The organism is Campylobacter sp. IFREMER_LSEM_CL292, from assembly GCF_025771615.1.
Classification (GTDB): domain Bacteria; phylum Campylobacterota; class Campylobacteria; order Campylobacterales; family Campylobacteraceae; genus Campylobacter_D; species Campylobacter_D lari_D.
This window is the reverse complement of the sequence record NZ_JAKMQP010000005.1, coordinates 1-12,460: the sequence shown is the minus strand read 5'-3', so window position 1 is coordinate 12,460 and position 12,460 is coordinate 1. Positions and strand designations below refer to the sequence as shown.

Here is a 12,460-nt window from a genome sequence, read left to right as displayed (position 1 = left end):
GGTGTTTATCCTTTATCTATTTGACTTATCATATCAAATTTTTCTTTTATCAATACTTTAGCTTCTTCTAAATTCAAATTTTGTATTTTGATTTCTTCACTTAATCTATAAGTAATCTTAGAAAAAGGCTTAGGTAAAATCATTTTATCCCAACTTTTAAATTCCCAAAAAGAACTTGCTTCATAATTTAGCAAAAAAAGTGGAGCATTTTTTTTTAAAGCTATCATCACAGAACCATCTGAAACACTATGATAAGGTCCTCTTGGCCCATCTGGAGTGATAATCACATCATCGCCTTGATCTAAAATTTTAAAAGATTGTTTCAATAAAGCCAAAGCACCTTTGCTTGTGCTACCTCTTAAAGTATCCAAACCAAAAAAAGCAATATTTCTAGCAATGATCTCCCCATCTTTATGGTGTGAAATCATCACATAAGCTTTTTTTCCTTTAATACCCATTTTACGATAAGCAAAAGGCATTAGAGCAAGACGCCCATGCCAAAAAAGTATCACACATGATCTTTTTGGAAGCTTTTGCCCTAAATAAACCTTTCTACAAGTTAAAAAAATTAGCCATTGTAATAAAAAAATTCCAAAAGCTAAAAGATTAATCTTAAAGGATTTCGCCATTTAACACCATACGTCTAGGATTGGTGATTTTTACTTTTTTCATTTGTCCTAATAACTCTTCACTGCCTTTAACTTGAATCAAAAAATTATTATCACTTCTACCTGCTACAAAACCTTCACTTCTTAATTCTTCAAATAAAACTTCAAATTCTTTATCTTTTTGTTTTACAACAATTTCATCTAAAATTTCTGTATGTCTTGCTTGCAAAACACTCAAGCGTTTTGAAGCTATATCATCAGGAATTTGATTTGGCATAGTTGCAGCTTTAGTTAGCGGTCTTTTAGAGTATTTAAAAGAAAACATTTGCTCAAATCGCACTTTTTCAAGTACATCCATGGTATCTTCAAAGTCTTTATCACTCTCACCTGGAAAAGCCACAATCACATCAGTAGAAATACTCACATCTTTACACATAGAACGAAGTTTCAATGCTCTATCTAAATACCACTCTTTAGTATAACCGCGTTTCATAGCCTTTAAAATTTCACTTGAACCACTTTGCAAAGGCATATGCATAGACTTACAAACTTTAGGATTTTTAGAAAAAACCTCTAAAAATCTATCATCCATATGCAATGGATGTGGGCTTGTAAAGCGGATACGCTCCAAACCTTCAATTTCGCTTAGCTTTTCCAAAAGATCTGAAAAATTAATCTTTTCATGAGCATTAGAAAATCTTTTGCCATAATTGTTAACATTTTGTCCTAGTAAAAAAATCTCTTTAGCACCCTTAGAAACAGCTTTCAATGCTTCATTTTTAATAATCTCAAAAGGTATAGAAATCTCATCTCCTCTTGTGTGAGGCACTATACAATAAGTACAATGCTTATCACAACCTATGGAGATATTAATATAGGTCTTATAAAGGCTATTTCTAAAATCTGCAAAAGCATAATTACTCTCATCAAAATCTATATCATTACCTAAAAATTTTGGAGTATTTACGGCCTTTGTGATTTTGGAAACATTTCTAGCACCCAAAACAAAATCCACACTAGGAGCACGCTTAAAAATCTCATCTCCCAAATGTGAAGCAGTGCAACCACAAACTCCTATTTTAGCTCCATTTTTTTTGATTTTTTCAAAACTTCCAACTTCTGAAAAAAGCTTATGTACAGGCTTTTCACGCACCGAGCAAGTATTGATTAAAATCAAATCTGCTTCTTTTGCATCTTGAGTTAATTCATAATTTTCTTTTTCTTTAAGTTCAGCTATCATATGCTCTGAATCACGCACATTCATAGCACAACCTAAAGTTTGTATAAAAAGTTTTTTACTCAAAGAATATGTACCTCATACATAAAATCTGCATCATCTAAACCATATTTGATTGTTCTATGATAAACACATTTTCCCTTTTTTTCAAAATGCTCTACTAAAGCGATCAATTGCTTATGGGCATTATCTTTATCAAAATAGAAAAATTTTTGACCTTCTTTATCCACAGCCTTTTCAATACTTTCTAAACTTATACTTTTTGGCTTTTCATCAACAGAGGTTCTTGCTATTTTTAAGTCCATATCATCATCCTCAAGTTTTTTTAATCTGAAATTATAGCAAATTTTACTTTTAATTAAACTTATTAAAGATATAATTTTATTCTTCAAACTTTTAAAATCCAAAATTAAGGTTGTATTGTCATTATGGAAAAAATCACAGATATAATTGAATCCATTGCTAATGAGAAAAATTTACAAATAGAAGATGTAAGAGAAAGAGTTAAAAAAGCACTTATTAATACTGCTAAGAAAATTTATGGCGATAAATATGAATTTTTTGTTGATTCAGGTAAAAATTTGCAACTTTATCAAAAAATCATCGTAGTAGCTGATAATGATGAAAGATTAGAAAATAAAAATGAGCATTTTATCGCTTTAAGTAAAGCAAGGGCTGAAGCTAAAGATGTAGAAATTGGCGATGAGCTAACTTATGAATGTTCTTTGGAAAATTTAGGCCGTACTGCTGTAAATATCTTACATAAAGAATTAGAATATAACATTCAAAAACTCTTAGAAGAAAAAATCTATGAAAAATACCAAAAAATGGTAGGACATATGGTTTTTGGTAGCGTAGTAAGAGTAGATAGTGAAGAAAATACCTATGTAGAAATTGATGAGTTTCGTGCATATTTGCCTAGAAAAAATCGTATCAAAGGTGAAAAATTTAAAGTAGGCGATGTGATTAAAGCTGTTATTAGACATGTATATATTGATAAATCGGGTATGAGAATGGAGCTTAGTAGAACTAGCCCTAAATTTTTAGAAGCTTTATTAAAAGCTGAAGTTCCTGAAATCAAAGATGGTCTTATAAATATTTATGCAAGTGCAAGAATTCCAGGCGAGAGAGCAAAAATCATCTTGCAAGCTAATAGCCCGAGTGTTGATGCAGTAGGAGCAACTGTGGGTATAAAAGGAGTTAGAATCAATGCTGTAAGCAAAGAATTAAAAAATGAAAATATTGACTGCATTGAGTATTCTAATGAAATGGCAATTTTAATCACAAGAAGCTTAGCTCCAGCCATTATAAACTCAGTTAGCATTGAAGATAAAAAAGCTATTGTAACGCTAAATAGCGAGCAAAAAAGCAAAGCCATAGGAAAAAGTGGTATTAATATACGCTTAGCTAGTATGCTTCTTGGATATGAGATAGAGCTTAATGAAGTAAATAATGAAGATAAAACTAATAACCAAGAAGAAGCGTTTAAAAACCTTAAAGCTTTATTTGGAGAAAACTAAAGCTGCTTACCGACAGTTTGCTCGGTAAGCTTTCTTTCTAAAACTAAATCCACTATAGGTTGCTCTCTTTTATTTGCCTTTTGGCAGTGATTTTTATCAAAAAAATCTGTGATTTTAATAACTATTTTAGCCCATCTTTTATCACGCTCTCTCCAAGCATGAGACGATAAAGACTCCCAAGCATAACCATTAAACAAAGTAGCATTGACAAAATGATCAAGCGCTCTCACACCTTGTCTAACCCTAGCAGGATTACCAAAAGTACCCACTATAACAATAAAAAGATAACTAATCACCGCTAAAGGAACGATAGCGCAAAGTAGTATAGTTCCTGCTAATTTTTCTTTCATTTTTGCCTTTTTATAAATCTTATATTCATACCATTTGCCGATCTTATAGTAAGTCTTCCTACTATATCAGGTACAAAATTTTCTTCTAATTCTAACTTATAAGTCCTTAAAATATTAGCTAAAATCAAAACAGCCTCTTGCATAGCAAAACCCTGCCCTATACACACACGCTCTCCCATACCAAAAGGCATATAAGTGTCTTTTTTAATCTTGCTTTTATCTTCATGGCGACTTGGATCAAACTCATGTGGATTTTCCCAAAAACTATCATGTCTATGAATAAGCCATGGAGCTACCACTACACCTGAACCTTTTTTAATAAGCTTATCTCTCATTTTGTTATCATTTCTTGCTTCTCTAGCAAAAAAGCCAACTGGTGGATAAAGTCTTAAACTTTCTTTAAACACATTTGTAAGATATTTCATTGCTCTAATATATTCTATTTTAAACTCTTCATCACCTGCAACTTGCATGATTTCTTCATAAGCTTTTTGTTGCTCATTTGGAGAAATACTTAAAATATATAGTGTCCAAGTTAGTGAACTTGCAGTGGTTTCATGGCCTGCTAAGAAAAGCATGGCAACTTGGTCTAAAATTTCATTAAAAGAAAATCTCTCATTAGTATCTGCATCTACCACCATAAGCAATGATGATAAAATATCTTCATATTTTCCTTGATCATTTAGAGCATTATCATATCTTGGCTTTATAATATCTGATAAAACCTTGCGTATAACTCCACCTGCTTTAAGTCTTTTTTTCTCACCTAAAAGATTTGAAAGCCAAGTTGGGAAACGAAACATTCTTCGCATAGCTGTTTTAACTGTTTCTTCTTGCACAGTTACAAAAGCATCCAAAACAAGTTTACCTTTTTGCTCATCAAGTTTTGATGACATAATAGTTCTAAAAATCACATCTGCAGTCACAAAAGTCATAGCTTCATCTACTTCTATAATCGCTTTATCTTCATACCTTGCAAATCTTGCCATCATATCAGAAGCTGCTTCACTCATCAAATTAAAAACCTTAGAAATCCTTGTCATTTCAAAAGAAGGTCTTAAAAGTTCTCTTTGCTTTTCCCATACTCTATCATTAGTTGTAAAAATACTTATACCCAAAAGTGGTTCTAAAAGCTCATGTAAAAGTTGGCTTTTTGGATATTTTCTAACCTCATCTACCATAATGCGTCTAACTTCTTTTGGATCATTTACTACATATAGATCAAATCCGGGCATTTTTACTCTACCCATCATCATTTTATAGCTTCGCTCATAAAGTCCATCAAGCCAAGATCTTCTTTTTAGTAAAAAAGTAGTTAATGTAGAAGCTTTATTTTTATAAGGCTTTGGATGAAAAGGACACTGACCCATGTTTTCCTCCTACTTGATTTTTTCTTCTAATTTATTTTTACCTATAATAAATTCAAAAAAGTTATATACTCCTTGAATTTGTGTGGCAAATAAATATAAAAAATGTGCTTTATATTTGTCTTTTTTGATTTTTTTATAATCTTTGTTTTTATATAAGGTATGAAATTTAGTCGAAAGGTATTTTGGACTAAATTGTGTTTTCACTCCGCTTGTGCGTATAAAATCAACTTGTGCAAAACAAGCCCCATCGATAATAGAGGTAAAATCATACCATATTAAATTCTTACTTCCTAAGTACTCTAAGTCTTTTCTAAACTCAAAAGATCTTTTTTGATAGCTTACCAAAGGTATACACTCGCCTAAAGTTAAAACCTTTAAATTTTCAAAAGAAATATTTTCTTTTTCACATTTTCTAAGCACTTTTGCTAAAACATTTATGCAAAGCACCGTTCCTACGCTATGTGCGCTTAAGATGAGCTCATAGTTTTTATCATTTGCATTTTCTTTTAGTTTTTCAAAAATAACTCTAGCAAAATCATCCATTCTTAACTCAAGTTCACCTTGAGAATTTTTCTCCCAGTTTGCACAAAAAGAACAAATTCTAGCTATCCAAAAAACAGCTAATTTCTTGCCTAATTTATAAAGCATTTTTGGTAAAAACACTAACGATAAAACAAAAGCTAAAATTCCTAAAATAATATGAAAATTTTGCAAATAAAATAAACTTCCAAAAGCACAAAATAAAGTAAAAATCAAACTCAAAAGCACATAAAAAAATGGATAATAACCTGTGATAAGTTGATGCGGGGATTCTTTACCAAATTTTAAAAAAAGCCCTGTAATAGTATAAATTCTAAAAAAACTATAACAATCACTCAAAGCATCTTTTATACCCTCTGACCAGTTTTTTTTGACTATATCATTCCAGCTTAAAAAGGTATAAGTAGTGTTTGTGTATGGAGTTTGAATTTGCCAAAAAGGATAAATATTAACTTGAGCTTTTGATAAAGTATAATCATAATTTAAAAGTGTATTCTGCTCGGTTAAATTTTTTTTAAACATAGCATAATAATGCCTATATCCTCTAGGATCATAACCAGCTATATAAAAAACATCTCTTTTTTGGCATATTTTTTCCATCAACATCCTAAGTAAATTTAATACTGAATTTAAAAATATAGCTAAAGTTGTTATCTTTGTCAAATACCTATTTAAAGATAAAATGAGGGGTTTTTACTCTGAAATTATTCATTAAAAAATATTTTATAAAATAAATAAAAATTAAAAAAATAAAGAAAGAATTTATGGATGTAATCTTACTAGGTGGTAGCAATAGTGTAGTTAAAAATGGTCTTAGGATAGGTCTTGAAAATAAAGACATTACATTACATAATTACGCTTTAGGGCTTAGTACTTCTTTACAAAATCTTTATGAGTTAATACGCCATGAAAATACTATAAATAAAAGTGATTTTCTTATCAGTGAATCAAATATCAATGATTATTTAAGCCCTATGAGCTTAAATATTATACTTAGAAATATTGATTATTTTTACGAAGAACTTTACAAAGCAAACAAAATTACTATAGTGCTTATACTCCCCATACCAGCTTGTAATGATAAATCAAAAGCTATCAATGAAGCTCATAGGAAAAATTGTACTCATTATGGTTTTAATCTAATCGATGTAGATCTTTACTACCAAAAAAATAATCTTTATGATTTTGATCAAAACTATAAATTCCACCCTATGCCACTAGCTATGCAAGAGCTTGGAAAAAACATCGTTAAAAATTTACATAACTTTAAAAAATCCAAAGAAGATATCATTTGCTCAAAAAGAAAATTTCATATCTTTACGCCCTCAAATTCAACTAAAATAGAGCATAAAAACTCATTTTTTTGTGAAAAAACTATAAATATCAAAGCTAATGAAAAAATTATTTTCCCAAAAGAGTTAAAAAACTATCAAATCTTAGGCATACACACTTGGAATCACGCCAGTTCATTAACCCATGCTATATCATCTATAAGCATTGAAAACTCATCTTTTAAATTAGTAAAAAATTTTGGACTTATCAATACTTTTCAAGATATACAAAATGAAAAAGCAATTTGTGATGAGCAAACCTTTTTGTATGTTAATACACAAATTATCAAGCAAAGTGAGGAAAGTTCGGGCTTAAGCATAGCAAATGAAAAAACACCAAGGCTTGATTATGTGGATTTAGTAGGAATTTTACTTTTAGAAAAAGATGATGATAAAAAAATTGAATGTAAAATTCAACTTATAAATGCTTATGAGCTTTTGATACCACCTATAGCATTTTATAAAGAATTAGTGCTAGAATACCATGAACTAAAAAAACTTGATATGCAAACATTTTTACAAAGTCAAAATCATAATCTTTTGCGTTTTTTAAATCATAAAGGCTTAAAAAATGAATATGAGATGTTTATCCACCAAAACAATAAATTTTATGGAGCTAGCTTAAGGATAAAAGAAAGATTAAGCTATAAGCTTGGAGAAGCTATCATGAAAAATAGCAAAAGTTATCTAGGGTATTTTAAAATACCCTTTGAACTAAGAAAAGTCAAAAAAGATCATTTTAAAAATCAAAAAGATCAAAAAAATCTACCACCACTAAAAGCCTATGCAGACTACAAACACGCTCAAATAGCCAAAACACACTTGCCTTATCTTTTAGGTAATGCACTTTTACAAGCCTCAAGAACCCCTTTTAAAATAGGCTATTTAAGCTTGCCTTTTAAGCTAAAAAAGATTGCAAAAAACTATAAAAAGAAATTTTAATCTAAACTAGTATTTTTGAAAAAATTTCCATTGACTTGGGTTTTATATATCACATAATTTCTAAATTTAGCATGTAAAACCGCATCAGGTTTATACGCTCTGCATTCTTTCCAAAAAATATGCAAGCTTTTTTGATAAGTCAAACCTTCAATATCATAAAAGGCTTTTCCCATAACTTTTAAAGGACTATTATGATATAAAGCAGAAAGTCCTACTGTGCTATTTATCACTATAGTACCCCTTGCATTGATTAAGAGCGTAGGTAAGTGTAAGTCATGTACATATAAAATTCTACCCTCGACATTGTATTTTAAGCTCAAATCTTCTATAAGTTTAGTATAGTCCCTATAGCCACGATCCATAGGATGGTGTTTAAAAACTAGGTATGACTTTGCTTTGGCATGATTAGCAAAAGAGATAATCACCTCTTCTATAAATTTTTCTGTAGTTTTTTTATAATGATGGGAGAGTTGAGTATCATTATGCACTTGTAAAATAGCTAAAAAATACTTTTGTTTTAGAGAAAGAATTTTTTCATTTAAACTTTTTTCTGTAATTTTGTATTTATTTTTTCTATATACTGAACAAAGCCAAGGTAAAAAGTCAAATAGTTTTAAACTTCTATGATGTAAAGAATTATTAAAATACCAAGAAAATAAAAAAGCAAAAAGCCAGTATAAAAATGAAGAAAAGGCCATATTTTTAAAAGTGCTTGAGAAAGTTTTAAATTTAAAATCTTTATCAAATTTTTTCTGACTTAGATAAAATTCTTTTTCTCTTGGTAAAGTGGAGTTTGCATTTACTCCATCCTTTTCAAAAGTAATGAAGTTTGGTCTTATATAACCTTCTTCAAAAATCCATACTTCAATACCCATTTGCTTAGCAACATTAATGGCTATCTCATGCACTTTTCTACAATCATTATACATAATGATAACTTGAATTTGTTTTTCTTCAAAAAGCTTTTTATAAAAGTCTTCAAGCTCGGCTAAGCTTTTAGTATAGTTAATGCTTTTAAAAGGATAAAAGAAAAAATCTCCACCATTAAAATTTACTTTATAAACCTTAGCTTTTGGAATTTTTGTAGCAATTTTACGAAAAAAACCTCCCACAGGTCCTTGGAGTAATAAAACATTTTTACCAGAAAATTTTTTTAATTTCTTACTTAAATTCATCTAATCAAAATAAATTCTACTAATCTTCTTATTTTTCTTAATATATAAATTCTTATATCCATAAACCAACGCAAATAAAATTTAGAAAAATAATCTTTTTGCATTTTTAACATTATATCTAATGCAAGCTCAACTTCACATAAATTTTTATTTTTTGGATGGATGTATCTTGGATAAAGGATCAAAACCCCCGCAACTAACTCTTCTAAACTAAGCATTCTTGTGCGTCTTGGAATTTCATGTAAATCGCTTGTCAAACCCCAACCTGCATAAAAAGGCTTGCCATACACCACTACTTTTTTGCCACGCAAAAGAGCGTCAAAACCACTTGTAGAGGTTATAGTATGCACTTCATCACAAGCATTTATAGCACTATCTATGCTGATATTTTCTATAATCTCATCACAATATTTTAAAATAATGCTTTTATCTTTTAAACCCTTACGGTTACCACTTAATACATCAGGGTGAGGTTTAAAAACTATAAAGGCGTTTTCATTGGCCTTTCTTACACTTTGTAAAAGTTTTAAAGTATCATAACCAGCCCCACCTAAAATCATAGAAGCATCATCTTCTACTTGAGCAGGGATTAAGATGATTTTTTTATCGGTATTAAAATTTAGCTTTTCATGTTTTAAGCCATTATACTTTGAAAATTTATTTTGTGTGATGATGGTGATGAGTTTTTTAGCTCTTTGTTTTAAACTCTCATCAAATTCATGATTTTGTAAAATATCTTCTAAATCACTTGGCTTGTTTGGATCAACATACAAACCTTTGCTATCTATTATCAAAGAAAAAGGGCGTGTAAGATCTGAACCTAAAAAAACAGAGCGCAAAAAGCCATCTTCCACCAAGAAAATCTCATTATTAAAATCTTTAGCCAATAAAGTTTTATCATACTTTTTACCCCAGATGAAAATTTTATCTTCAGGTTTTAAATTCGCTTTATAAAGTGCAGCTAGTGAGTTTAAAAAAATGATTTTATTGTTTTTAGCTTTGAAAAAGGGTTTCATAAACCAACGCTTCCACAAAGTAAAACCCAAAAAATACAAAGTATTAGAATTAGCTTGTTCTATCTTTTTATACTTTGCTAAAGTATAAATAGTATTAAAAATATCACTTTTTTGATTTAAGTAAGGATTAAAATACTCACTATATAAAATATAAGTAGCATAAAAAACCTCTTCCATGGTTCTTTTTTTAAACCTTCTTTTACACGCTTGCTTATCTTGAGTTAAACCCCAACCTGCATAAAAAGGCATGCCATAACACACACATTCGCATCCTAATATCAAAGCTTCAAATCCCATACCAGAAGTTTTCGTATAAACTTTTTTAAAATGACTTAATAACTCTATAGGATTATAATTTTCTTTTATAACTACACATTTGCTTGGTAAATCTTGCACAACAAAATCACTTTGCTTTTTACCACTTAATACATCAGGATGAATTTTAATGTATATTTTAGCATTTGGATTTTCTTTGATAGCTTCATTTATGATATCTTGAGTTGAAAAACTACCAGCTAAACCAAATTTTAATGAAGCATCATTTGCTACTTGAGTGATGATTAGAACGCGTTCTTCATTATCGTTAAAAAGATCTTTTGGTATGCAAAGATTATTATTATACTTACTAAGTTTTTCTTTTTTTATGAGTTCTATGGCTTTTTTTGCTTGCTCTAATTCTTCAGAACTAAATTCGTAAGTATTTAAAATATTTTCAAGTTTAGATGATGCGGTAGCATCGTAATAAATTCCTACTTCATCTTTGACGATAGAAAAACTTGGACTATTTTCTACACCTAAATTTAATGAGCGCAAAAAGCCATCTTCTAAAAGTAAAAATTTTACATTGTACTTTTTAGCTAGTTCTATAGCTTTTAAACCGGATTTTTTTCTACCCCAACCTACAAAAACATCTTCTTTTGTGATATTTTTATAAAAATAATATAAAGTAATCTTGTAAAAATTTTTTACATTTTCTTTTAATCTTTTAGATACAGTATAAAATTTCAATTTTAAGGTCTTAATATATTTCTATTTTTACTTTTTAATATTCCTTTTAAATCATATATTATTGTATTTTTATTATCACAAAAAGAAATATCCATAAAAATATCGTGAGCTACAGCTATGATAATAACTTGATAATTTTTCAAAGAAAAATCAGATAAATTTGATAATTCTAATCCATATTCACGAGAAACTTCATAACTATTTGCATATGGATCATATATATCTATATAACTTGTATACTCTTTCATTTCCTTAATAATGTCAATAACCTTAGAGTTTCTAATATCAGTACAATTTTCCTTAAATGTTATACCAAAAACAGCAATTGAGCTTTTAGAAATAAACATGTCATTTTGAATCATTTTTTTCACTAGATTAGTTACAATCTCTTTACTCATATTATTATTTACTTCACGAGATGATAATAATAATCTTGGAGAATAGTTATGTGATTCGGATTTATGGATCAGATAATATGGATCAACTCCTATGCAATGTCCACCAACTAAGCCAGGTGTAAATTTTAAAAAATTCCATTTTGTACTCGCAGCCTCAATGACCTCAAGTGTATCAATACCTATTCTTTGAAAAATGCACGAAATCTCGTTCATAAAAGCTATATTTACATCTCTTTGTGCATTCTCTATGATTTTAGCAGCTTCAGCAACTTTAATACTTGAAGCTTTATATGTACCAGCACTAATAACGCTTGAGTATAAATTATCAACAACTTCTGCAATATTCTCATTAGATCCGCTTGTTATTTTTTTTATATCTGTAAGTTTTCTAGTTTTATCTCCTGGATTAATTCTTTCAGGAGAATACCCGCAATAAAAATCTTTATTGTAAACCAGACCACTTATTTCTTCTAGAATAGGAACACATATTTCTTCAGTACATCCAGGATAAACAGTGCTTTCATATATAACTATATCATTTTTTTTCAATAAAGATGCTATGGCTTTGGTAGCACTTTTTATAGGTGTCAAATCTGGATTATTGGAAGAATCTATTGGAGTTGGAACTGTAATAATATAAAGATTAGCTTTACTTATATCACTTATAGAATAAGTAAATGCTATATTTTTTTTATTACTTAAAATTTCTTCTTGCAAGACTTCTTTTGTTTTGTCAAATCCATTCTGCAACTCAACAACTCTTTCTTGCGAGATATCAAAACCAATAACATTATACTTTTTTGAAAATTCAACAGCTAAAGGCAATCCTACATAACCTAAACCAATAATAGCTATATTTAATTTTTCAATCACTTTCACTCCTTAATTTCACATAATAAAATACTATAATCACTTAAAAATTAATTTTTATAATATAAATTAACTATACATTTTCATTTACTTTT

General features: G+C 29.1%; 11 protein-coding genes. 2 read left to right on the top strand and 9 right to left on the bottom strand.

Translation table 11 applies throughout. From position 1 onward, the window contains the following. Window positions 1-5 precede the first annotated feature (5 nt). Genes L8T82_RS04085 through L8T82_RS04075 form a run of 3 tightly spaced genes read right to left on the bottom strand, consistent with a single transcriptional unit; the run spans window position 6 to window position 2,150 of the window. A complete protein-coding gene (locus tag L8T82_RS04085) occupies window positions 6-629 on the bottom strand; it encodes a lysophospholipid acyltransferase family protein (RefSeq protein WP_039617569.1) in 624 nt (207 codons plus the stop codon). Then, entirely contained in the window at window positions 613-1,911 is a 1,299-nt protein-coding gene (gene miaB / locus L8T82_RS04080) for a tRNA (N6-isopentenyl adenosine(37)-C2)-methylthiotransferase MiaB (RefSeq protein WP_220566266.1), read from the bottom strand. Before miaB ends, L8T82_RS04085 begins: the two co-directional genes overlap by 17 nt. Then, on the bottom strand, window positions 1,908-2,150 hold the full coding sequence (locus L8T82_RS04075; RefSeq protein WP_070255886.1) for an HP0268 family nuclease: 243 nt from the start codon (window positions 2,148-2,150) through the stop codon (window positions 1,908-1,910). The genes miaB and L8T82_RS04075 overlap by 4 nt, the downstream gene beginning before the upstream one ends. A gap of 123 nt (window positions 2,151-2,273) precedes the next feature. Between L8T82_RS04075 and nusA the strand changes: the two genes are divergently transcribed. Continuing rightward, a complete protein-coding gene (gene nusA, locus L8T82_RS04070) occupies window positions 2,274-3,365 on the top strand; it encodes a transcription termination factor NusA (protein WP_220566265.1) in 1,092 nt (363 codons plus the stop codon). On the opposite strand, the gene L8T82_RS04065 is transcribed toward nusA, so the two are convergent. The 3 genes from L8T82_RS04065 to L8T82_RS04055 are packed head-to-tail and all read right to left on the bottom strand — an operon-like array spanning window position 3,362 to window position 6,225. Further along, on the bottom strand, window positions 3,362-3,715 hold the full coding sequence (locus L8T82_RS04065; RefSeq protein WP_039627957.1) for a membrane protein: 354 nt from the start codon (window positions 3,713-3,715) through the stop codon (window positions 3,362-3,364). The genes nusA and L8T82_RS04065 overlap by 4 nt on opposite strands. Further along, complete coding sequence (locus L8T82_RS04060) at window positions 3,712-5,085, bottom strand: cytochrome P450 (protein WP_263725932.1); 1,374 nt, start codon at window positions 5,083-5,085, stop codon at window positions 3,712-3,714. The genes L8T82_RS04065 and L8T82_RS04060 overlap by 4 nt, the downstream gene beginning before the upstream one ends. A 9-nt stretch (window positions 5,086-5,094) precedes the next feature. After that, entirely contained in the window at window positions 5,095-6,225 is a 1,131-nt protein-coding gene (locus L8T82_RS04055) for a DUF829 domain-containing protein (protein ID WP_263725931.1), read from the bottom strand. A gap of 164 nt (window positions 6,226-6,389) precedes the next feature. Here L8T82_RS04055 and L8T82_RS04050 point away from each other — a divergent pair, with 164 nt between their 5' ends. Then, a complete protein-coding gene (locus tag L8T82_RS04050; protein WP_263725930.1) occupies window positions 6,390-7,898 on the top strand; it encodes an SGNH/GDSL hydrolase family protein in 1,509 nt (502 codons plus the stop codon). On the opposite strand, the gene L8T82_RS04045 is transcribed toward L8T82_RS04050, so the two are convergent. From L8T82_RS04045 to L8T82_RS04035, 3 genes are read right to left on the bottom strand one after another with little or no spacing between them, the layout of a single operon-like run. After that, entirely contained in the window at window positions 7,895-9,073 is a 1,179-nt protein-coding gene (locus tag L8T82_RS04045) for a capsule biosynthesis protein (RefSeq protein ID WP_263689161.1), read from the bottom strand. The genes L8T82_RS04050 and L8T82_RS04045 overlap by 4 nt on opposite strands. Continuing rightward, the gene (locus tag L8T82_RS04040; protein ID WP_263725929.1) at window positions 9,070-11,097 is read right to left on the bottom strand and encodes a capsular polysaccharide biosynthesis protein; all 2,028 of its coding nucleotides are present in this window, start codon (window positions 11,095-11,097) and stop codon (window positions 9,070-9,072) included. Before L8T82_RS04040 ends, L8T82_RS04045 begins: the two co-directional genes overlap by 4 nt. A 2-nt stretch (window positions 11,098-11,099) precedes the next feature. Next, window positions 11,100-12,365 (bottom strand): nucleotide sugar dehydrogenase, encoded by a 1,266-nt coding sequence (locus tag L8T82_RS04035; RefSeq protein ID WP_412175065.1) that lies wholly within the window; start codon window positions 12,363-12,365, stop codon window positions 11,100-11,102. Between the last annotated feature and the right edge of the window lie 95 nt (window positions 12,366-12,460).